Raw genomic sequence first — 22,596 nt, forward strand, 5'->3', positions numbered from 1 at the left:
TTTTCGGAGGAAACTACAATGAATAGAGAAGAAACTACTCTTTTAGGTTTTGAAATCGTAGCCTATGCTGGTGATGCCCGCTCTAAATTCTTAGAAGCTCTTAAAGCAGCGCAAGAAGGGAATTATGCTAAAGCAGAAGAATTAATCGCAGCAGGTAGTGAATGCTTGAACGATGCTCATAATGCTCAAACAAGTCTACTACAAAAAGAAGCTGCGGGAGAAGATTTGGCATATAGTGTTACTCTTATGCATGGTCAAGATCATTTAATGACTACCATTTTATTGCAAGATTTAATGAAACACATGATTGAACTTTATAAGAGAGGAGCAAAATAATGAATGGATTAATTGCTCAGATTGAGAAAGGGAAACCTTTCTTCGAGAAAATTTCTCGAAATATCTATCTTCGTGCTATTCGTGATGGTTTTATCGCTGGTATGCCAGTCATCTTGTTCTCAAGTATCTTTATCTTGATTGCCTATGTTCCAAATGCATGGGGCTTCCATTGGAGCAAAGATATTGAGAATCTTTTGATGACACCATACAACTACTCAATGGGTATTTTAGGTTTGTTTGTGGCTGGTACGACTGCGAAAACATTAACCGATTCAATGAACCGCTCATTGCCTAGCACGAACCAAATCAACTTTATTTCAACCATGCTTGCTGCTATTGTAGGTTTTCTACTAATGGCGGCTAATCCAGCAAAAGACGGTGGTTTCTTAACTGGATTTATGGGAACAAAAGGTTTGTTGACAGCCTTCATCGCAGCATTTATTACCGTAAATGTCTATAAAGTCTGTGTGAAAAACAATGTCACTATTCGCATGCCTGAAGAGGTTCCACCAAATATCTCTCAAGTATTTAAGGATTTGATTCCATTCACGTTATCAGTTGTACTTCTTTATGTGATTGAATTGATTGTTCATACTACTTTAGGCGTTAACGTTGCAGAATCAATTGGTAAACTTCTTGCACCATTGTTCCAAGCAGCAGATGGCTATGTTGGAATCACTATTATCTTCGGTGCATTTGCTTTCTTCTGGTTTGTTGGTATCCACGGTCCTTCTATTGTTGAACCAGCCATTGCAGCGATTACTTACGCAAATGCTGAAACCAACCTTCAATTACTTCAAGCTGGTGAACATGCGGACAAGATTTTGACTTCAGGGACTCAAATGTTCATCGTTACCATGGGTGGTACTGGTGCAACTCTCGTCGTTCCATTCATGTTCATGTGGTTAACAAAATCAAAACGTAACAAAGCCATTGGACGTGCATCTGTTGTTCCAACATTCTTCGGAGTTAACGAACCAATCTTGTTCGGTGCTCCACTTGTTTTGAACCCAATTTTCTTTATTCCATTTATTTTGGCACCAATTGTCAATGTATGGATTTTCAAATTCTTTATTGATACACTTGGAATGAACAGTTTTACTGCAAACTTGCCTTGGACAACACCAGCTCCATTAGGTCTTATTCTTGGGACAAACTTCCAAGTGCTAGCATTCATTTTGGCAGCTTTGTTAATCGTTGTTGATGTCATTATCTACTACCCATTCTTGAAAGTATACGATGAGCAAATTCTTGCTGAAGAAGCAGCAGGTACGAATTCATCAGATGCCCTTAAAGAAAAAGTTGCAGCAAACTTTGACACTAAGAAAGCTGATGCTATTCTTGAAAAATCAGCAGCTAAAGAAACTAAAGAAATCACTGATCAAACTAATGTTCTCGTTCTTTGTGCCGGTGGTGGTACAAGTGGTTTATTAGCAAATGCTTTGAATAAAGCAGCAAAAGAATATGGTGCACCTGTCACTGCAGCAGCAGGAAGTTATGGTGCTCACCGTGAGATTTTACCACAATATCAAGTTGTTATCCTTGCACCTCAAGTAGCTTCTAACTATGAAGATATTAAAGTGGAAACTGATAAACTTGATATTAAATTAGCTAAAACAGAAGGGGCTCAATACATCAAATTGACTCGCGATGGTCAAGGTGCATTGGACTTCGTTAAAGAACAGATAGAAAAATAATATTTCACTAGGGAAGGTTGGGGGTACTCAATCTTCCTTTATAGTGAAATGAAAATTTAGAAGAGGTATATCATGACTAAAACATTACCTAAAGATTTTATTTTTGGTGGTGCTACAGCTGCTTACCAAGCTGAAGGTGCTACCCACACAGATGGCAAAGGGCCAGTAGCTTGGGATAAATACTTAGAAGACAACTATTGGTATACTGCTGAACCAGCAAGTGACTTTTACAATCGTTATCCAGTCGATTTGAAACTTAGTGAAGAATTTGGTGTCAACGGCATCCGTATTTCTATTGCCTGGTCTCGTATTTTTCCAACAGGAAAAGGAGAAGTTAACCCTAAAGGAGTAGAATACTACCACAATCTTTTTGCAGAGTGTCATAAGCGTCATGTTGAGCCTTTTGTTACACTTCACCATTTTGATACACCAGAAGCTCTCCACTCGGATGGTGATTTCCTCAATCGTGAGAACATTGAACATTTTGTAAATTATGCAGAATTCTGTTTTAAAGAATTCTCAGAAGTTAACTATTGGACAACATTTAACGAAATTGGGCCTATTGGTGATGGTCAATACTTGGTTGGTAAGTTCCCTCCAGGTATCCAATATGATTTGGCAAAAGTTTTTCAATCTCATCATAATATGATGGTTTCTCATGCTCGTGCCGTGAAACTCTTTAAAGACGGTGGCTATTCAGGTGAAATCGGTGTTGTACATGCTCTTCCAACTAAGTATCCATTTGATGCTAACAATCCTGACGATGTTAGAGCAGCTGAACTTGAAGATATCATCCATAATAAATTTATTCTTGATGCAACTTATCTTGGTAAGTATTCAGATAAAACAATGGAAGGTGTTAACCATATCCTTGAGGTGAATGGTGGTGAACTTGATCTTCGTGAAGAAGATTTTGTAGCACTGGATGCTGCAAAAGATTTAAATGATTTCCTTGGTATTAACTACTATATGAGTGATTGGATGCAAGCTTTTGATGGCGAGACTGAAATCATTCATAACGGTAAAGGTGAAAAAGGAAGTTCCAAATACCAAATTAAAGGTGTTGGTAGAAGAGAAGCACCAGTAAATGTTCCGAAAACAGATTGGGATTGGATTATTTATCCTCAAGGTCTATATGATCAAATTATGCGGGTAAAAGCAGACTATCCTAATTATAAAAAGATTTACATTACTGAAAATGGTCTTGGTTATAAGGATGAATTTGTAGACGGAACAGTTTATGATGATGGTCGTATTGACTACGTGAAAAAACATTTGGAAGTGATTTCTGATGCGATTTCAGATGGTGCTAACGTTAAAGGATACTTTATCTGGTCTCTGATGGATGTTTTCTCATGGTCAAATGGATATGAGAAACGTTACGGTCTCTTCTATGTTGATTTTGAGACACAAGAACGTTATCCTAAAAAATCAGCGCATTGGTACAAGAAAGTTGCTGAAACTCAAGTCATTGATTAATCCTTACTATGAAAGTGTGTACCTATGTTTAAAACATTAAAAAGAGTGACAGACGGTGTTTTAACTTCTGCCTATGAAAAAGTTTATATTGTTAATTTTGAAAAATGTCCATATATTCCATACATCGATCAAGATGTTTTAAAATCTTTAGGGAAATGGTATGTCTCTACTGGAGGAGAATGGATTTGTCATTCAGATTTAGAATTAGATGAATTCAAAATATTGTTTAACAATCTCTTAGAAGATTCTTTAAAAGGGAATGTTAGATATGAAATGGACTATATGCCTTTTCAGCAATCATAGAGTATAATTGGGGAATCAACTAATGAAATTAAAAAATGACGAATTAACGGTTGAATTTAAACCAGAGGGGGCGACCATCAGTTCGATTAAAGATCGAGATGGTGTGGAATATCTTTGGCAAGGCAATCCAGAGTACTGGAGTGGTCAGGCACCAGTTCTCTTTCCTATCTGTGGTAGTCTAAGAAATGATGAAGCCACTTTTAAGGTTGGTGAAAAAACAATTTCTGGCTCAATGCCTCGCCATGGGATTGTCAGAAAACGCACTTTTGATTTAGTAAAACATACCGAAAATGAGGTACAGTTTCGTATTTTGTCTGACGATGAGATGTTAAAGCAATACCCTTTTCCATTTGAACTCCAATTAACCTATTGCTTGGACGGTAATAAGTTGGAAACAGAATATGCAGTTCGATATTTAGGTGAGTTAGATGCGATGCCATTTTTTATTGGAGGCCATCCAGGATTTAATTGTCCATTATTAGAGGATGAAGCATTTGATGACTATTACCTAGAATTCGAATTGGAAGAAGATTGCACGATTCCAAAAAGTTTCCCAGATACGGGACTTCTTGATTTTTCCAAACGTCAACCAATGCTATCTAAAACAAGAATTTTAGAATTGAATTATGAACTGTTTCAACATGATGCGTTGACGTTTGATAACCTTAAATCTCGGAAGGTTGCTTTGAAATCCAAAAACCATCAAAAAGGATTAAAAGTATCATTCGAAGATTTTCCTTTCTTAGTTGTTTGGACAACAACCAACAAAGGGCCATTTATTGCTCTGGAACCGTGGAGTGGCTTATCTACCTCTTTGACAGAAACGGACAACTTTATTGATAAAACCCATGTCACTTATGTTGAAAAAGGCGAAGTATCTCGCAAAGCATTTACAGTTGAAATTTGTTAATGAATTTGGCAAATAGCTTATTAATACTTACTTTAATATTCTGACTTATATCATGAAATTATGATTTATTGATTTAAAATTTATCAATAAACTTCAGTAATATTGAGGTAATATATCAGCTGTCATATTATGACAATTTCCAAGTTTTCTTCTAAAAGTATTCTATACTTTTCATAGGAGAAAGCTATATGTACCAACGTATAAGGGACTTGAGAGAAGACAATGACTTCACTCAGAAATTTGTAGCTGAAAAACTATCGTTCTCTTCCACAAATTATGCAAAGATTGAGAGAGGTGAGGTAGTTCTTACAGCTGAAATACTTATAAAACTCTCTGCACTCTATAACGTTAGTACGGATTATATTCTTGGACTATCAGACTGTCCTCAAAGAATTAAACAAAAAATAAAATAGTCTCTCCTTGATTTGTTCATTGACAATTGAATAAACCGAGGTGGGACTTTCTTATTTGTTGAGCAATTTAGTGAGATACGCCGTGATAGGAGCGAAAATTATTAGCTATAAAATAGAGTGGTTCTCTATCTGCCATGACCACAAATAAGGACAATGATACTTCTGAACGTTCAGGCTGCCATCGTAAAAGGACAGCGGGTGAGATGCCCATGAATGAATTAACCAATCATACCTACTGAGGAAATAATTTTTTTGACAGGAGTGGAGGTATGAAAACAGTAACATATAAAAACTTGATGAATATTGGTTTTCCTGAACATACGGCAAGAAACATCATTAGAGAAGCAAAAAGAATAGCAGTAAAAAAGTTTGAAGAAGCTCGCAAAGTTGACCATAATGCGGTACAATTAAGTAAATCGCCCTTTGACAATAGAAGACTTGGTATTGCTCCTAAAGATATAGTAGAAGAGTTAATCGGAATTTCACTCTCTGAAGACAATTTAGAAAGTGAGAATTAAAGATGGCTACAAAAAATCAAAAAAAGTATAAAGGTGTTTATTGTGATAAGAATGGCAAGATATTTTATCAGGCTGATCTTGGTGTTGATCCAGTAACAGGTAAACGAGTTCAAAAGAAAGCTAGAAAGAATCAGTATGGTAAGCCATTTACTACAATGAAAGAAGCGTATGATGAACTGGTTCGAATTAGGTATGAGTTTAATAATAACCTTAGTATTGAAAATTATAATATAACATTTGAAAGTTATATGAATACCATTTATCTAAGAGCTTATAAGCAAAAGGTACAAGCTGTAACTTATAAAACTGCTTTGCCACATCATAAGTTATTTATTCAGTATTTTGGCTCTAAACCTTTAAAAGGCATAACAGCTAGAGATTGTGAATCTTTTAGATTGCACATCATTGAGCATTATTCTGAAAATTATGCAAAGAATTTATGGTCACGATTTAAGGCTTGTATGGGATATGCTGAGAGATTAGGATATATTTCATCTATGCCATGCAAGGCATTAGATAACCCTAGAGGCAAGCACCCTGATACTCCATTTTGGACTTATATTGAGTTTCAGAACTTTATTAAATCATTTGATTTACAAGATTACGAAGATTTACAAAGATTCACAACTATTTGGTTATATTATATGACAGGTGTTCGTGTAAGTGAAGGTTTATCGTTATGGTGGGAAGATGTCGATTTTGAACACAAATTCTTGAAAGTTCATACAACCTTAGAGAAGGATGAAAATGGAAATTGGTATCGTAAAGACCAAACCAAAACACCTGCTGGAGAACGCCTCATTGAACTGGATGATGTGACAATATCAGTATTGGAAAATTGGCGAAAAAATCAAGTTGCCAATCAAGATAAAGATTTCATTATTTCACGATTTGGTGAACCGTTTTGTAAATCAACGATCTGTCGAATTATTAAGAGAAAAGCTAAAGAAGTTGGAGTACCAGTGATAACAGGAAAAGGATTGCGGCACAGTCATGCTTCCTATCTCATAAATGTTTTGCAGAAGGACATTTTATATGTGGCAAGACGAATGGGACATGCTGATAAGTCTACAACTTTGAATACCTACAGTCACTGGTTTAATGCATTAGATAAAACAGTATCAGAAGAAATAACCCAAAATGTAATTAGTGCAGGACTAGATTCCATTTTATGCCAAAATCCCTGCCAAACTCATAATTAAGGCTAAAAAGCCTATTATACCGCCCACAGAGTAACGTGTGTTATTGTTACTCTTAAATAATAGAGTCCTTGCTTTAGTAGCTTAAATATGCTGATTAACCCGCTATTTTTAAAAATAGCGGGTTTTTTGAATATCATTTTTGATAGGTTTTAATAAGCCGTTATTATCGATTGTTATGATAAGTCTAGTCAATAATGTTAAGCTTTAAGAGTAATTGAGATTGTTGTGTTAAGTGGTATTTCACTTATAGTTAATTTTCTGAGAATTTTTGCTATAATAGTAACTATGAAAGATATAATGAAGAAAAGGTGGGCTATCCTTTTTTTTGTGGTACTAGCTTGTTCGGGGCTTGGTAAAACAGTTCTCGCAGCTGATTTTCAAGTGGGGGCAGAACATGCGATCGTCGTAGAAGCAGATTCTGGTAGAGTCCTGTATGAGAAAGACGCTAAGACGCCAGACGCCATTGCCTCTTTGACCAAATTGGTGACAGTCTATCTGGTTTTGGATAAGGTTAAGTCAGGTCAACTACAATTATCAGATCAAGTTAACCTCTCAGATTATGCGTTTGAGTTAACCACAGATAGTTCTCTAAGTAATGTACCCTTTGACCAAAAGGCATATTCGGTGCAGGATTTATTAAAGGCAACTTTGGTGGCAAGTTCAAATAGCGCAGCCATTGCGTTAGCAGAAAAGGTAGCAGGATCAGAGCCTAACTTTGTAGCGCAAATGAGGATACAGCTATCTCGTTGGGGCATTACTTCTGGTAAAATTCTTAATGCTTCAGGTCTGCCAAATGAGGTGTTAAAGGACCATCGTTATCCTGGTTCTGCGTTGGAAGAAGAGAATATACTGAGTGCTCGGGATATTGCAATTGTGACGATGCACTTATTGGAGGATTTTCCTGAGATTTTAGAGATTACTAAACAAACAGAAGTTGATTTTGCTGGTAATTCTATTCACAGTTTTAATCAACTCTTGCTAGGTATGGCTAAGGGTAGAGCAGGAGTTGATGGTTTAAAGACAGGAACGACAGATTTGGCGGGTCATTGCCTTGTGGTAACTTCTATTGAAAATGGTATGAGACTGATTACCGTTATTCTAAATGCCGATGGATCTGATAAAAACCAGAACACGCGGTTTGAGCAGGCGAATCGTTTGTTAGACTATGTGGCTAAACGGTATCATCGTCGTAAGATTTTGAAAAAGGGAAGCCTGATGACAGAACGTCCTTTCTCAGTGGTAAATGGCACAGCACAGACCTTATCTGCTTATGTAACCAAAGATGTCACCTTGGTGTTAGGCACTGATGAGCTGGCTCCTAGACCGAAACAGTTTGTGGTGTCAACCGACTCTTTGTTAGCACCTATTGCTAAAGGTGAGGTGGTTGCTTATTTGGCTTCTCCCAGAATTGCAGGCGAGAGGTATTTGAAAAAACCTGAGCGTATTCCTCTGAAAGCTAGTCAATCTCTTAAAAAGGCCTCTGACTTACAGCTGTGGTGGCGAGGTCTTCTGGAGAAACTGAAGTAAGATTAAAGATAGCATTCTTTATCAACACAAAAAGACAGTGAGAAAATTTTCTTCTTACTGTCTTTTTTTACTTTATTATTACTTAATTCACACTTATTGTCTCATAGCTGCTAAAAGTGTTTCAGGGCTTGTCGTTGGTAAAATGCGAATGCGATTGAGGGAAAGCAGTCCATCGGCTGCGCTAGCAACACCTTCATTAGTTGTTACCCCCAGTTTGTAGTTGAGACTAGCTGCAATTTGTAAGGTAGTATCGCTGTATCGGCCTGCTGGATAAGCGATGGCAATGGTTTCTTGACCTAATTCTTTATCAAGGTAATCCTTAGAGTCTTTCATTTCACTTGTCTGAGTGTCTGGACTGGATTGCTCTAAATCTGGATGGTTAACGGTGTGGTCCTGGAAGGACATACCGGATTGTTTCATTTCTTTCATTTGATTGAGGGTTAAATTGGCAACACTCCCAATTTCAGTTAATCCCGTAATGACATTGTTTGTTGCTTTAACACCATATTTTTTAAGGATTGGATAGGCAACTCTATAAAAATCAATCATACTATCATCAAACGTTAACCAAACCACTTTTTCAGCGGGTAATTCATTACTTGAAAGCACACGGTAGGCTTCTTCTGGGCTTAAAAAGTAGTAGCCAGCTTCTTTCATTGTTTTGATCTGCTGTTCAAAAAGATCAGGAGCAACAATTAGATTGGCATTTGCAGCCTCTTCGGGAGCCATGACATGGACGGCGTGATACATTAAAATAGGTACTTTAACAGGTGAGGTTTGCTTCGTCCAAGTGTTCTGTGACTGATTAGTTTTTGGTGATGTCGAGGTTGTAATCTGGTTTTTTTTTGCTTTTTGAATGATTTTGGTAGTTGTTTCTTTGTGTTGGAAGAAGCTGACTTTTGGAAGAGCTTGAGATATCTGTGATAGGTTTAATTTGGAGTGATTCTGGTACAAACAGAAAATTAAGGCTAACCCAAGCGTGCAAGCTAATAACAATAGGATGTTAATCATCGTAAAGGCTTTGCGTCGTTGGCGCCGTTTATGTCTATTCTTCATTTGATGCTCCTTTTGATTTGGTTAATCCTATTGTAACATTTTTTAGCAGTAGCAAGTCTTTTAGAAAGAAATTTTCTTGTACTTGCTATTAATATATTTTGTAAAACTAAGGCTAAATTTGGTATAATTGAGGAGATTGATGGAGGATCAGACCATCATTAAGGTAAGAGTGAGGTGAAAGAAACGATGATAAAAATAGCTTTATTAGGATTTGGAACTGTTGCAACAGGTCTTCCACCTTTATTAGAACAAAATAGAGTAAAATTACAGGCTCTAGTAGGAGATACATTAGTTATTGAAAAGGTGCTAGTCCGAGATGAGGCTACCAAAAGACGATTGCAGCAACAAGGCTACTCGTATAATTTTGTTACTTCTTTGGAAGATATTATTAAGGATGATACTATTGCTATTGTGGTTGAATTAATGGGGCGTGTTGAGCCTGCTAAAACCTATATTACTCGTATCCTTTTGGCAGGGAAACATGTAGTTACTGCCAATAAGGACTTACTAGCTATGCACGGGTTGGAGCTTGCTTCTTTGGCCAAACAACGGGGGTTAGCTTTCTACTACGAGGCTGCTGTAGCTGGAGGTATCCCAATACTAAGAACGTTAGCCAACGCCTTTGCCGCAGATAAGGTAACGGCTCTTTATGGTATTTTAAATGGTACCACGAATTTTATGTTAACTAAGATGGTTGACGAGGGTTGGACATACGAGACTGCTCTGGCAGAAGCACAATCACTAGGCTATGCAGAGAGTGATCCGACAAATGATGTGGAAGGCATTGATGCGGCCTATAAACTTGCTATTTTGAGTCAATTTGCTTTTGGAGTGACCATACCATTTGAGAAAATTGAGCATCAAGGTATCACTCATATTACCCCAGAAGATGTGACAGCAGCAGATCAATTGGGCTATGTCATTAAGTTAATTGGTTCTATCCGTGATTGTTCCGAAGGTCTTCAGGCACAAGTGGCTCCGACCCTTGTGCCTAAGTCCCATCAGTTGGCAGGTGTTATAAATGCTATGAATGCTGTTTATGTGGACTCTGTTGGAATCGGACAATCTCTGTTTTATGGTCCAGGAGCTGGGCAAAAACCAACAGCAACATCTGTTCTTGCAGACCTTGTTGAAATAGGAAGATGCTTAACCCATCAGTTATCAATAACCCCTTTTAATTGTTTTGAGGTAGATGGTCAACTTGCACAAGCTGAAAATTGTTATGATTACTATTACCTGTCCTTGAAGTGTTCGAAGGAGATAACACTAACAGAAGAAAAGCAGGGGAGAGATGAGCAAATACCGGTGATTCAAAAATTGCTTGATGTTTCTGATAATAATCAGTACAAACGCCTAGTCATTGTGACCAACAAAATAAGTCAACCTACCTTTGAAACCTTTAAATGTCGCCTAGCCGCTAAGGCAGGTGTCACTATTTTAAATAGTTTTAATGTTTTAGGAGAAGACTAGTATGAAAATAAGAGTTCCAGCTACTTCAGCTAATTTGGGACCAGGGTTTGACTCAGTTGGAATCGCCGTATCCAAATATCTAGAAATCACTATTTTAGAAGCCACAGATAAATGGGTGATTGAGCATGATTTGGAAGGTGTGCCTTGCGATGACCAAAATCTATTGCTGCAAACAGCCTTGAAACTGGCTCCTAATATGCCACCTCACCGTATTAAAATGACGTCAGATATTCCTTTGGCGCGTGGGTTAGGTTCGTCATCGTCAGTCATTGTTGCTGGGATTGAATTGGCGAATCAGCTAGGTCAATTGACCTTATCTGATGAACGTAAGCTAGCGATTGCCACAGAGATTGAAGGACACCCAGATAATGTCGCACCAGCTATTTTTGGTCAAATGGTTATTGCGTCACAGCTTGGAAAAGAAGTGAATTATATTGTCACTCCTTTTCCAGACCTAGCTTTGGTTTGTTTTATCCCTGATTATGAATTAAAGACGACTGAGTCGAGAGATGTTTTACCAAAGCAAATGTCATATAAGCAAGCGGTAGCAGCCTCATCTGTAGCAAATCTGGCTATTGCTGCTTTGTTGACAGGAGACATGAGGAAGGCTGGTAAGGCTATTGAAAATGACCAATTTCATGAAATTTACCGTCAAAAGTTAGTGAAAGACTTTCAGCCTATTAAACAAGTGGCCGCAGCTAGCGGGGCTTATGCCACTTACTTATCAGGAGCTGGTCCAACGGTGATGGTTCTATGCTCTCTTGATAAGCGAGCAAACGTGTATGAAGCAATTTCACAACTTGGGTTGTCAGGTAACCTTGAGATGTTGACGGTTGATCAGCGAGGTTTATGCCTTCTCTAAAACAAGGCTAATCCCTATAGTGGAGAGGTGGCAACATCAGTTGCAATTGTCATTATCCGCTGTTACTTTACTTGTCATGTGGTATACTAGAAATAGATGTTGTGAGGTATAAGATGACTTATCAAGAAACACTAGACTGGATTCATGGACGGTTAGCCTTTGGAATTAAACCAGGTTTAGAACGCATGCTCTGGGTACTTAATCAGCTAGGAAACCCTCAAGAGCGGATTAAAGGGATCCATGTGGTAGGAACAAACGGAAAAGGCTCTACGGTCAATAACTTACAGCATATCTTTACGGCTGCAGGTTATGAGGTGGGTACCTTTACCTCACCCTATATTATGGACTTTAAAGAGCGAATCAGTATCAATGGTAATATGATCTCAGAGGCTGATTTGGTTTATGCTGCTAATCGTGTTCGTCCTTTAACAGAGCGTTTAGTCCAAGAGACTGATTTTGGAGAGGTAACTGAATTTGAAGTGATTACTTTAATCATGTTCCTCTATTTTGGAGACATGCATCCTGTTGACCTTGCTATTATTGAAGCAGGATTGGGAGGATTGTATGATTCAACCAATGCTTTTCAAGCGATGGTAGTCGTTTGCCCATCTATCGGTTTAGATCATCAGGCTATCTTGGGAGAGAGTTATGCTGAGATCGCTGCGCAAAAAGCAGGGGTATTAGAGGGGGGTGAAGCCCTTGTTTTTGCCGTTGAAGATCACGCAGCACGATTAGTTTTCTTGGAAAAAGCAGAGCAAGTAGGAGCTTCTATTTGGGAGTGGCAGAAACAATTTCAATTGCAAGGAACACCGACAGGCTATGTTTTTACAAGCCCGTTGAAGACGATTTCAACCATTCACATTGCTATGCCAGGTGAACATCAAGTATCTAATGCTGCTTTGGCGATTATGACGAGTTTAATCTTGCAAGACCGCTATCCTAAGCTAACTCCAGATCACATAAAGGAAGGTCTGGAATCCAGTTATTGGTTGGGCCGTACCGAATTATTAGCGCCAAATCTGATGATTGATGGGGCACATAATAATGAAAGTGTGGCTGCTTTAGTAGCTCTCTTGAAAAGTAAGTACAAGGGTAAAAAGATTCATATTCTGTTTAGTGCGATTGATACCAAACCCATTGCGGATATGTTAGCTAGGTTGGAAACAATGGGCGATTTGTGGGTAACTAGTTTCCATCATCCGAATGCCTATCCGTTAGATAAATACCCTAATCGATTCAGGAGAATAGCCGATTTTAGAGACTTTTTGGATTTGCGTTACCAAGCAACAACAGCCGACTTTTTCCTCGTTACGGGCTCCCTTTACTTTATTTCTGAAGTAAGGCAGTATTGGAAAAGTCAGTCCGATGACAATTCCATTTGAGAATCAACAATTAGAGATCATTTAAAAAGGGGAAGACTATTGTCTATTAATAAAGAAAAAGCAGAAGCAGCCATCTACCAATTTCTTGAAGCAATTGGAGAAAATCCAAATCGAGAAGGGCTTCTTGATACACCTAAACGAGTTGCAAAGATGTATGCTGAGATGTTTGCAGGTCTTAACAAAGACCCTAAGGAGGAATTTACAGCTGTTTTTACGGAACACCATGAGGATGTGGTTATCGTCAAAGACATTAGTTTTTATTCCATGTGTGAACATCATCTGGTGCCCTTTTATGGCAAAGCTCATATTGCTTACTTACCAAGTGATGGTTGTGTCACTGGCCTGAGTAAATTAGTGAGAGCGGTTGAGGTCGCAAGTAAACGTCCTCAGTTACAAGAGCGCTTAACCGCTCAAATTGCAGACGCTTTGGTTGAGGCTCTTCATCCAACAGGCGTTTTGGTCCTCGTTGAAGCAGAGCACATGTGCATGACAATGCGAGGCATCAAAAAGCCAGGAAGTAAAACCATCACGACTACGGCAAGAGGTCTGTACAAGGAAAATCGTTCTGAAAGACAAGAAGTTATGGCATTAATGACAAAAGCTTAGGAGGGGACTATGAAGATTGGGAAATTTGTGATTGACGGTAACGCTGCTATTATGGGAATTTTAAATGTGACTCCCGATTCCTTTTCCGATGGTGGTTCATACACGACAGTACAAAAAGCCTTACAACAGGTAGACCAGCTAATTGCTGATGGGGCCAAAATTATTGATGTTGGCGGTGAATCCACTCGACCAGGTTACCAATTTGTGAGCGCTGCTGATGAAATTGAGCGTGTCATTCCCGTGATTAAAGCCATTAAAGCAAAATATGATGTGTTAATCAGTATTGATACCTACAAAACAGAAACCGCAAGAGCAGCTTTAGAAGCTGGTGCTGATATTTTAAATGATGTCTGGGCAGGTTTATACGATGGGGGAATGCTTGCTTTAGCAGCGGAGTATGATGTGCCTATTATCTTGATGCATAACCAAAAAGAAGAAGTCTATCAAGATGTAACACAAGATGTTTGTGATTTTTTGAGTGCTAGAGCTCAGGCAGCTATAGATATTGGAGTACCAAAAGACAATATTTGGATTGATCCAGGATTTGGATTTGCCAAATCTGTTCAACACAATATGGAGTTATTAAAAGGATTGGATTGTGTCTGTCAGTTGGGTTATCCTGTCTTGTTTGGTATTTCGAGAAAGCGTGTTGTAGATGCATTGTTAGGCGGCAACACCAAAGCTAAAGAGCGAGATGGAGCGACAGCAGCCTTATCTGCTTACGCCCTTGGAAAAGGCTGTCAGCTTGTACGCGTACACGATGTCAAGGCTAATCAAGAAATTGTGGCTGTTTTGAGTCAGTTGATGTGAGGGATGTATGGATAAAATAATATTAGACGGTTGTCGATTTTACGGCTATCATGGAGCCTTTCAAGAAGAACAAACCCTTGGACAGATTTTCTTGGTTGATTTAGAACTAGCAGTAGATTTACAAGCAGCCTCTTTGTCAGATGAATTGGCTGATACTGTTCATTATGGTATGGTTTTTGAGAGTGTTCGCCAGTTGGTAGAAGGGGAAACATTTACCTTGATTGAATGTTTAGCAGGTGCGATTTGTGAAAAACTTTTTGACGAATTTTCACGGATTGAAGCCATTAAAGTAGCCATCAAAAAAGAAAACCCACCGATCGCAGGACATTACAAGGCAGTTGGTATTGAATTGGAGAGGCAGCGATGACCATTGTTTATTTAAGTTTAGGGACCAATATGGGAGACCGGGAAGAGTACTTGAGTCAAGCTGTCCAGTCCCTTTCTAAGATTCCTAAAACCCATTTACTAGCCCAATCGTCTATTTATGAAACGGCTGCTTGGGGTAAGACAGATCAAGATGACTTCCTTAACATGGCCTGTCAATTAGATACAAAATTAACCGCGGCTGATTTCTTAAAAGAAACACAAGCTATTGAGCAATCTCTTGGTCGTGTGAGACATGAAAAATGGGGACCAAGAACTATTGACATTGATATCTTGCTATTTGGAGAAGAGGTTTATGACACAAAGGAATTGAAAGTGCCACACCCATATATGACTGAGCGTGCTTTTGTTTTGCTTCCTTTATTAGAATTAAACGCTGAGTTGAAGCTGCCCTTCCGTCCAGTCCCTTTATCGACTGATTTGGCGGCTTTAGACACCTCAGGCATCACGCTTTTTTCAGCTCGACAGACAGAGTCTTAGCCCTGTTTTCGAGGTGATGATTGCAATAAGCCAGTCCAGAAACTTTTGTTAAAATCATCGTTATTTTTTCTAAAATTTGATATAATAGTATCGGCTTTATGCCGATTTTTTTACTCGTATAAGAAGTGATAGAAGAAAGAAGATAACTATGATAACTGAACTTCATGGGATTGATATTCGTGAGAATGAACCCCTAAAGAACTATACCTATACTAAGGTAGGTGGCCCAGCTGATTTCTTAGCCTTTCCTAGAAATCACTACGAGCTTTCACGCATTGTGACCTATGCCAATAAAGCGAATATCCCTTGGATGGTTTTGGGAAATGCTAGCAATCTGATTGTTCGCGATGGAGGTATTCGTGGTTTTGTCATCATGTTTGACAAATTAAACGCAGTCCGCATCAATGGATACACATTAGAAGCAGAAGCAGGAGCGAACCTGATTGAAACAACTAAGATTGCAAAATTCTATAGTTTAACAGGATTCGAATTTGCATGTGGCATTCCTGGAAGTATTGGGGGTGCTGTTTTTATGAATGCGGGTGCCTATGGCGGGGAGATAGCGCACATCTTCTTGTCAGCTAAAGTACTCACACCAAGTGGGGAAGTGAAAAACCTCTCAGCTCGAGAAATGGCCTTTGGCTACCGTCACTCAGTTATTCAAGAAACTGGTGATATTGTTATTTCTGCTAAATTCGCCCTTAATCCAGGGAATTACGATCACATCAGTCAAGAGATGAATCGTTTAAATCATCTGCGCCAGCTCAAACAACCGTTGGAATTTCCATCCTGTGGCTCGGTTTTTAAGCGTCCTCCAGGACACTTTGCAGGTCAACTAATCATGGAAGCGAATCTTAAAGGTCATCGTGTTGGAGGTGTGGAAGTTTCTGAAAAACATGCCGGTTTTATGATTAATGTGGCAGATGGCACAGCTAAAGATTATGAAGATTTGATTGCCCATGTTATTGAAACAGTTGAAAGCCATTCTGGTGTTAGGCTTGAGCCAGAAGTGCGTATTATTGGAGAAAGCCTATAACACTCGTTAATCATCATTAAAGAAAGTACCGTGGAGGATTTATGACAATTGACTAAGCCAATTATCACATTTAACAATGTTTCAAAAACATTTGAGGACAGTGGAACACAGGTCCTAAAGAATATTAATTTTGACCTTGAAGAAGGAAAGTTTTACACCTTATTAGGTGCCTCAGGCTCTGGAAAATCAACCATTTTGAACATTATGGCTGGTCTTTTGGACGCTACCAGCGGGGATATTTACTTGGATGGCGAACGTATTAATGATTTACCGATTAATAAACGTGATATTCATACTGTTTTCCAGAATTATGCTCTTTTCCCTCATATGACTGTTTTTGAGAATGTTGCCTTTGCTTTGAAGCTGAAAAAAGTGGACAAGAAAGAGCTTGCTAAGCGCGTGAAAGAAACCTTGAAAATGGTTCAGTTGGAAGGCTATGAAAATCGTTCCATTCAAAAGTTATCCGGTGGTCAACGTCAACGTGTGGCCATTGCGCGTGCGATTATCAATCAACCTCGTGTGGTCTTGCTTGACGAGCCACTTTCAGCTCTTGATTTAAAACTCAGAACGGAAATGCAGTATGAATTGCGTGAATTGCAACAGCGTCTAGGCATCACATTTGTCTTTGTTACTCACGATCAAGAAGAAGCCTTGGCCATGAGTGATTGGATTTTTGTGATGAATGAAGGGGAAATTGTTCAGTCAGGAACGCCAGTAGATATTTATGATGAACCCATCAATCATTTTGTTGCCAATTTTATCGGGGAGTCTAATATTATCAACGGTACCATGATTGAAGACTACCTCGTTTCTTTTAATGGTAAAACGTTTGAATCGGTCGATGGTGGTATGCGTCCCAACGAGGCTGTTGAAGTGGTTATCCGTCCTGAAGATCTTCAAATTACTTTGCCAGAAGAAGGAAAATTACAAGTTAAAGTTGATACCCAATTATTCCGAGGGGTTCACTACGAAATTATCGCCTATGATGATTTGGGTAATGAGTGGATGATTCATTCTACCTGCAAAGCTATCGAGGGAGAAGTTATCGGACTAGACTTTACCCCTGAAGATATTCATATCATGCGTCTTAATGAGACTGAGGAAGAATTCGATGCGCGTATTGAAGAATATGTGGAAATGGACGAACCAGAAGATGGATTGATTAATGCTATTGAGGAGGAGCGTAATGAAGAAAACCTCTAGCCTTTTTTCGATTCCTTACTTCTTATGGATTCTCTTCTTTGTTGTTGCTCCAGTTACTCTCCTATTTTATAAGTCCTTTTTTAACATTGAAGGGCATGTGACTTTAGCCAATTACGAAACATTTTTTAGCTCTTGGACCTATTTGAGAATGAGTGTGAATTCCATTCTATATGCTGGTATTATCACACTTGTCACGCTCTTAATTTCATATCCTACGGCACTCTTTTTAACGCGCCTAAAGCACAAGCAGTTGTGGCTTATGCTCATTATCTTGCCAACATGGGTAAATTTATTGCTAAAGGCCTACGCTTTTATGGGGATTTTTGGTCAACAAGGAGGAATTAATAGCTTTTTAACCTTTATGGGAATGGGGCCGCAGCAAATCCTGTTCACGGATTTCTCATTTATTTTTGTAGCCTCTTACATTGAACTTCCTTTTATGATTTTACCGATTTTTAATGCTTTGGATGATATTGACCATAATGTCATCAATGCCAGTCGTGATCTAGGAGCCAATGAGTTTCAAGCTTTTTCAAAGGTTATCTTCCCTCTTTCTTTGAATGGAGTTAGAGCAGGTGTCCAGTCAGTTTTTATTCCAAGTTTGAGTCTCTTTATGTTAACCCGTTTGATTGGTGGGAACCGTGTGATTACGCTTGGAACAGCTATCGAACAACATTTTTTGACAACCCAAAACTGGGGAATGGGATCAACCATAGGTGTGGTGTTAATCTTAACCATGGTTGCTATTATGTGGCTAACAAAGGAGAAAAGTAAATGAAAAAATTTGCCAATCTTTATTTAGCAAGTGTCTTTATTTTGCTCTATGTTCCCATTTTTTATTTGATTTTCTATTCTTTCAATAAGGGAGGGGACATGAATGGTTTCACAGGAGTGACATTTGAGCATTACCAAACCATGTTTGAAGATAGTCGCCTGATGGGGATTCTATTACAAACCTTTGTTCTTGCTTTTACTAGTGCCTTACTGGCAACGATTATTGGGACCTTTGGAGCTATCTTTATTCATCAGATCAAACGTAAATACCAAAATGCGATATTATCTGCCAACAATGTTTTGATGGTGTCACCAGATGTTATGATTGGTGCTTCCTTTTTGATTCTTTTCACTTCGTTGAAATTTCAATTGGGAATGTCTTCTGTTCTATTGAGTCATGTTGCTTTCTCTATTCCTATTGTGGTTTTAATGGTGTTGCCGCGTTTGAAAGAGATGAATCAAGACATGGTCAATGCAGCTTATGATTTGGGAGCTAATTATTTCCAAATGCTCAGAGAAGTTATGCTTCCCTATTTGACACCTGGTATTATTGCAGGTTATTTTATGGCCTTTACCTATTCTTTGGATGATTTTGCAGTGACCTTCTTTTTAACTGGAAATGGTTTTACCACTCTATCGGTTGAAATTTATTCACGGGCTCGTCAGGGAATTTCCTTGGATATCAATGCTTTGTCAACCATCGTTTTCTTTTTCTCCATCCTCTTAGTGATCGGTTATTATTATATTTCACAAGATAAGGAGAAAAAGCATGCGTAAACTTTATTCTTTTTTGGCAGGAGTTTTGGGCGTTATTGTTATTTTAACAAGTCTTTCCTTTATCTTGCAGAAAAACTCTGGCTCTGGTAGTCAATCAGACAAATTAGTTATTTATAACTGGGGAGATTACATTGACCCAGCTCTGCTAAAGAAATTTACTAAAGAGACAGGTATTGAAGTACAATATGAGACTTTCGATTCCAATGAAGCCATGTACACCAAAATTAAACAAGGTGGAACCACTTATGATATTGCTGTTCCTAGTGACTACACCATTGATAAGATGATCAAAGAAAATCTTCTGATCAAACTGGATAAATCAAAATTGGTTGGCATGGAGCACATTGGTAAAGAATTTTTAGGAAAAAGCTTTGATCCTCATAATGATTATTCCTTACCTTATTTTTGGGGAACAGTAGGGATTGTCTATAATGATCAGCTAGTGGATAAAGCGCCTATGCACTGGGAAGATCTGTGGCGTCCCGAATATAAAAATAGCATCATGCTTATTGATGGAGCGCGCGAAATATTGGGCGTTGGATTGACCACCTTTGGTTACAGTGTTAACTCAAAAAATCGAGAGCACTTAGAAGCTGCAGAACGTAAACTTCAACAGCTAACGCCAAATGTCAAAGCTATTGTGGCTGACGAAATGAAAGGATACATGATTCAAGGAGATGCTGCGATTGGCATAACCTTTTCCGGAGAGGCTAGTGAAATGTTAGACAGTAATGAACACCTTCACTATATTGTTCCTTCGGAAGGGTCCAATCTCTGGTTCGATAATTTGGTGCTTCCAAAAACCATGAAACACGAAAAAGAAGCGTATGCCTTTTTGAATTTTATCAATCGTCCTGAAAATGCAGCGCAAAATGCTGAATATATTGGTTATGCAACACCAAACAAAAAAGCTAAGGCTTTGCTTCCAGAGGAGATTAAAAACGATCCTGCCTTTTACCCAACTGACGATATCGTCAAAAAATTGGAAGTCTATGATAATTTAGGCTCAAGATGGTTAGGTATCTATAACGACCTTTATCTCCAATTCAAAATGTATCGCAAATAAAAACAAAAAGACTGATGTCATCTACACGTCAAGAGTTGAGACAATAAGAACTAACTCTTGAAACGAAGTGGTTATTCAGTCTTTTTTTGCTTGCTGATTAATGAGATGAAGCCCAGTAAACCCAATAAGGATGGCCAATTTTAGTAAAAATTTGTTGGCTGTCTAGTTGATTGTTTTCTTCTAAATAAGCAGTACTCGTGGTGCTAGTTGATTTAAAAATATCTCAAATGATAAGCCATTATGATTTGTTCAATTCTCAATTGTAGTCCCGTGATACTTCTAGTCAACGTGTGCTCAATATTAAATAGCGAACAAAGCTCTGAAAAACGTGTTTTCTATTGTTCTCCTCATGACAAGTCATTGCCAGTGATTATGTTATTCTGCACCGACCATGTTTTGGCGTAAAGGTGTCCATAAGTGATAGCCTTCCTGTTGTAAGGTCTCTTTTAGTTCTTGGCTGAGATAGCCTAAATCAGCAAGGATAACAGATTGTCTACAGCCTTCTAGCAACTCATTAGCAACTTTGATATCGTGAACAGAGGCTGGTGTCACAATATAGTTGAGAATAAAACCCGACAAAGTGACCAGCATATGAACTTTAAAACCATAGAACCAAAGGTTTTTAGCGGCATTATGCCCAATATCAGCGAAGCTATTGAAAATCTTCGCCCTATGATTGCGAACAGGTTGGTAAAGTGGCAATGGAAAACTGCCCATAATCACCATGGTATCTGGTGAGATTTTTCTATTCATGGCTTGTCGAATGAGTTGAACCAACCAAATCAATTATTTTGTCCGTCTGTTAAATCGGCTTCTTTCTAGTAAGTTGCCACCAAAGAAACATTGACAAATCCTGTAAAAACGGCGTTGAGATGTAATTCCTAACTCAGCTTGAAGTAGCAATAACACAAGAAGGGACTCATCTGAAACTTTGGAGAAACCGATATTACGACGATGTTTCAACGAATCGGGACAGTAATGGCGATAAAATTGAGAACATATTTGAGATAATTGTTTGACATCCCATTGTAAATGATGGGATTTAGCAGTATACTGTCAGTGGTTCATTAGGACTACCTCCTGTTTGTTTTGTCACATACAGTATAGTCCTTTTGGGCTTTTTATTGTCCTTGAAAATCAACTAGCACCACGAGTAAGCAATATATTTTCGGACAAAAACATGAGATAAATGACAAGCTGTGGCCAGTCCTTGATGGAGGAAATTGGTGAAGGTATTTTTCCCTTATCCCTTGGTTACAGTGCCATTACAGGAGTCGGAAGTGAGCAATTAGTGGCTCAACTGATTCCAGCCACCATTATTGGGTATCTTATGCACGACTTTACTCAACCGTTTTGGGGAAAAGCAGCCCTCTTTAAAGCATTTGCAGGTGTCGATGCTATTTCAATTGTACTGGATACTAAAGATACCGAAGAAATTATTAATATCATCAAGGCGATTGCACCAACCTTTGGTGGTATTAACTTAGAAGATATTAGTGCATCCCGATGTTTTGAAATTGAGCAGCACTTGATTGACGACTGTCAGATTCCTATCTTTCATGATGATCAGCATGGAACAGCTATTGTGGTGTTAGCAGCTGTCTTTAATAGTTTAAAACTACTTCAAAAATCTCTTGCTGAAGTGTCCATCACCCGTAAATTATTAGCAGCAGGTGCTACGAAAGTGACAGTAGTGGATAAATTTGGCATTATCAATGAATAAGAAGCAACTCAATTATCGCCACATCATTTGGATATAGCGAAAGTCACTAATAGTGAGTTTAAATCAGGTACCTTAGAAGATGCTCTTGAAGAAGCAGATATCTTCATTGGCGTATCAGCACCAGGAGTCTTAAAAACAGAATGGATTAGTAAAATGGTGGAGCGCCCAGTAATTTTTACCATGGCCAATCCTATTCCAGAGATTTACCCTGATGAAGCCCTCCTTGAAGCGGGAGCTTACATTGTAGGTACTGCCGCAGTATTTTCATAACCAAATTAATAATATCCTTGCTTTCCCAGGTATTTTTAGGGGTGCACTAGATGCGCGGACAAAAACTATTACTGTTGAGATGCAAATTGCTGCTGCAAAAGCTATTGCTAGTCTTGTCCCATACGAAACCTTGAGTACTACTAATATTATTTCAGAAGCCTTCCAAGGAGGAGTCGCTGACATTGTTGCTAAAAGTATCAGTTCTGCCGTTACTGAAGCTTAACTTAAACATTCCTCTAAACCATTTAAGTAAAAACCTGCTAGGCTATTGGCTAGCAAATTTTGTGTATATACAGCTTTTAGCAGACTAGC

General features: G+C 38.5%; 22 protein-coding genes and 3 pseudogenes. 22 read left to right on the forward strand and 3 right to left on the reverse strand.

Annotation, left to right across the window (positions count from 1 at the left end; all coding sequences use genetic code 11):
- Positions 1 to 18 precede the first annotated feature (18 nt).
- From DYD17_RS05190 to pbp3, 9 genes are all read left to right on the forward strand, one after another.
- The gene (locus DYD17_RS05190; protein WP_001078303.1) at positions 19 to 336 is read left to right on the forward strand and encodes a PTS lactose/cellobiose transporter subunit IIA; all 318 of its coding nucleotides are present in this window, start codon (positions 19 to 21) and stop codon (positions 334 to 336) included.
- Positions 336 to 2,033, forward strand: a complete 1,698-nt coding sequence (locus DYD17_RS05195; protein ID WP_115252837.1) for a lactose-specific PTS transporter subunit EIIC — start codon at positions 336 to 338, stop codon at positions 2,031 to 2,033. The genes DYD17_RS05190 and DYD17_RS05195 overlap by 1 nt, the downstream gene beginning before the upstream one ends.
- A gap of 72 nt (positions 2,034 to 2,105) precedes the next feature.
- Positions 2,106 to 3,512 carry a 6-phospho-beta-galactosidase gene (gene lacG / locus DYD17_RS05200; protein WP_016480895.1) on the forward strand — a complete coding sequence of 469 codons (1,407 nt, stop codon included), beginning with the start codon at positions 2,106 to 2,108 and terminating at the stop codon, positions 3,510 to 3,512.
- A 24-nt stretch (positions 3,513 to 3,536) separates the two neighbouring features.
- Positions 3,537 to 3,815: a DUF3884 family protein gene (locus tag DYD17_RS05205; RefSeq protein ID WP_000477313.1), complete on the forward strand. Its 279-nt coding sequence runs from the start codon at positions 3,537 to 3,539 to the stop codon at positions 3,813 to 3,815.
- Between the two features lie 22 nt (positions 3,816 to 3,837).
- On the forward strand, positions 3,838 to 4,725 hold the full coding sequence (locus DYD17_RS05210) for an aldose 1-epimerase family protein (protein ID WP_115252838.1): 888 nt from the start codon (positions 3,838 to 3,840) through the stop codon (positions 4,723 to 4,725).
- A gap of 188 nt (positions 4,726 to 4,913) precedes the next feature.
- Positions 4,914 to 5,138 carry a helix-turn-helix domain-containing protein gene (locus DYD17_RS05215; RefSeq protein ID WP_000284847.1) on the forward strand — a complete coding sequence of 75 codons (225 nt, stop codon included), beginning with the start codon at positions 4,914 to 4,916 and terminating at the stop codon, positions 5,136 to 5,138.
- Between the two features lie 269 nt (positions 5,139 to 5,407).
- The gene (locus DYD17_RS05220; RefSeq protein WP_000860228.1) at positions 5,408 to 5,656 is read left to right on the forward strand and encodes a DUF3173 family protein; all 249 of its coding nucleotides are present in this window, start codon (positions 5,408 to 5,410) and stop codon (positions 5,654 to 5,656) included.
- 2 nt (positions 5,657 to 5,658) lie between these two features.
- A complete protein-coding gene (locus DYD17_RS05225) occupies positions 5,659 to 6,858 on the forward strand; it encodes a tyrosine-type recombinase/integrase (protein WP_024439949.1) in 1,200 nt (399 codons plus the stop codon).
- 297 nt (positions 6,859 to 7,155) lie between these two features.
- Positions 7,156 to 8,385, forward strand: a complete 1,230-nt coding sequence (gene pbp3 / locus DYD17_RS05230) for a D-alanyl-D-alanine carboxypeptidase PBP3 (RefSeq protein WP_003050430.1) — start codon at positions 7,156 to 7,158, stop codon at positions 8,383 to 8,385.
- Positions 8,386 to 8,478: 93 nt separating this feature from the next.
- On the opposite strand, the gene DYD17_RS05235 is transcribed toward pbp3, so the two are convergent.
- The gene (locus DYD17_RS05235) at positions 8,479 to 9,441 is read right to left on the reverse strand and encodes a polysaccharide deacetylase family protein (RefSeq protein WP_115245857.1); all 963 of its coding nucleotides are present in this window, start codon (positions 9,439 to 9,441) and stop codon (positions 8,479 to 8,481) included.
- A gap of 186 nt (positions 9,442 to 9,627) precedes the next feature.
- Between DYD17_RS05235 and DYD17_RS05240 the strand changes: the two genes are divergently transcribed.
- From DYD17_RS05240 to DYD17_RS05295, 12 genes are all read left to right on the forward strand, one after another.
- Complete coding sequence (locus DYD17_RS05240) at positions 9,628 to 10,911, forward strand: homoserine dehydrogenase (protein ID WP_115252839.1); 1,284 nt, start codon at positions 9,628 to 9,630, stop codon at positions 10,909 to 10,911.
- A gap of 1 nt (position 10,912) precedes the next feature.
- Positions 10,913 to 11,773 carry a homoserine kinase gene (thrB, locus tag DYD17_RS05245; protein ID WP_115245859.1) on the forward strand — a complete coding sequence of 287 codons (861 nt, stop codon included), beginning with the start codon at positions 10,913 to 10,915 and terminating at the stop codon, positions 11,771 to 11,773.
- 113 nt (positions 11,774 to 11,886) lie between these two features.
- Positions 11,887 to 13,155, forward strand: a complete 1,269-nt coding sequence (locus DYD17_RS05250) for a bifunctional folylpolyglutamate synthase/dihydrofolate synthase (RefSeq protein WP_115252840.1) — start codon at positions 11,887 to 11,889, stop codon at positions 13,153 to 13,155.
- A gap of 39 nt (positions 13,156 to 13,194) precedes the next feature.
- Positions 13,195 to 13,761 (forward strand): GTP cyclohydrolase I FolE, encoded by a 567-nt coding sequence (folE, locus tag DYD17_RS05255; protein ID WP_115252841.1) that lies wholly within the window; start codon positions 13,195 to 13,197, stop codon positions 13,759 to 13,761.
- A 9-nt stretch (positions 13,762 to 13,770) separates the two neighbouring features.
- Positions 13,771 to 14,571 (forward strand): dihydropteroate synthase, encoded by an 801-nt coding sequence (gene folP / locus DYD17_RS05260; RefSeq protein WP_115252842.1) that lies wholly within the window; start codon positions 13,771 to 13,773, stop codon positions 14,569 to 14,571.
- Positions 14,572 to 14,578: 7 nt separating this feature from the next.
- The gene (gene folB, locus DYD17_RS05265; protein ID WP_115252843.1) at positions 14,579 to 14,938 is read left to right on the forward strand and encodes a dihydroneopterin aldolase; all 360 of its coding nucleotides are present in this window, start codon (positions 14,579 to 14,581) and stop codon (positions 14,936 to 14,938) included.
- Entirely contained in the window at positions 14,935 to 15,435 is a 501-nt protein-coding gene (folK, locus tag DYD17_RS05270) for a 2-amino-4-hydroxy-6-hydroxymethyldihydropteridine diphosphokinase (RefSeq protein ID WP_115252844.1), read from the forward strand. The genes folB and folK overlap by 4 nt, the downstream gene beginning before the upstream one ends.
- A gap of 148 nt (positions 15,436 to 15,583) precedes the next feature.
- Entirely contained in the window at positions 15,584 to 16,471 is an 888-nt protein-coding gene (gene murB, locus DYD17_RS05275) for a UDP-N-acetylmuramate dehydrogenase (protein WP_115245864.1), read from the forward strand.
- Positions 16,472 to 16,519: 48 nt separating this feature from the next.
- Entirely contained in the window at positions 16,520 to 17,674 is a 1,155-nt protein-coding gene (locus DYD17_RS05280) for an ABC transporter ATP-binding protein (protein WP_003050456.1), read from the forward strand.
- Positions 17,658 to 18,452, forward strand: coding sequence for an ABC transporter permease (locus DYD17_RS05285; protein WP_115252845.1), 795 nt, complete (start codon positions 17,658 to 17,660; stop codon positions 18,450 to 18,452). The genes DYD17_RS05280 and DYD17_RS05285 overlap by 17 nt, the downstream gene beginning before the upstream one ends.
- A complete protein-coding gene (locus DYD17_RS05290) occupies positions 18,449 to 19,225 on the forward strand; it encodes an ABC transporter permease (protein ID WP_003050462.1) in 777 nt (258 codons plus the stop codon). The genes DYD17_RS05285 and DYD17_RS05290 overlap by 4 nt, the downstream gene beginning before the upstream one ends.
- On the forward strand, positions 19,218 to 20,291 hold the full coding sequence (locus tag DYD17_RS05295) for an ABC transporter substrate-binding protein (RefSeq protein ID WP_003050464.1): 1,074 nt from the start codon (positions 19,218 to 19,220) through the stop codon (positions 20,289 to 20,291). Before DYD17_RS05290 ends, DYD17_RS05295 begins: the two co-directional genes overlap by 8 nt.
- A gap of 97 nt (positions 20,292 to 20,388) precedes the next feature.
- Here the strand turns inward: DYD17_RS05295 and DYD17_RS05300 are convergent.
- Positions 20,389 to 20,481 (reverse strand): annotated as a pseudogene (locus DYD17_RS05300) (response regulator); the annotation flags it as partial.
- A 22-nt stretch (positions 20,482 to 20,503) separates the two neighbouring features.
- Positions 20,504 to 21,293: pseudogene (locus DYD17_RS05305) on the reverse strand (IS982 family transposase).
- A 355-nt stretch (positions 21,294 to 21,648) separates the two neighbouring features.
- On the opposite strand from DYD17_RS05305, the pseudogene DYD17_RS05310 reads away from it, so the two are divergent.
- Positions 21,649 to 22,507: pseudogene (locus DYD17_RS05310) on the forward strand (NAD(P)-dependent malic enzyme); the annotation flags it as partial.
- Between the last annotated feature and the right edge of the window lie 89 nt (positions 22,508 to 22,596).

Origin of the sequence: Streptococcus dysgalactiae subsp. dysgalactiae, assembly GCF_900459225.1 — a bacterium.
Taxonomy (GTDB): Bacteria; Bacillota; Bacilli; order Lactobacillales; family Streptococcaceae; genus Streptococcus; species Streptococcus dysgalactiae.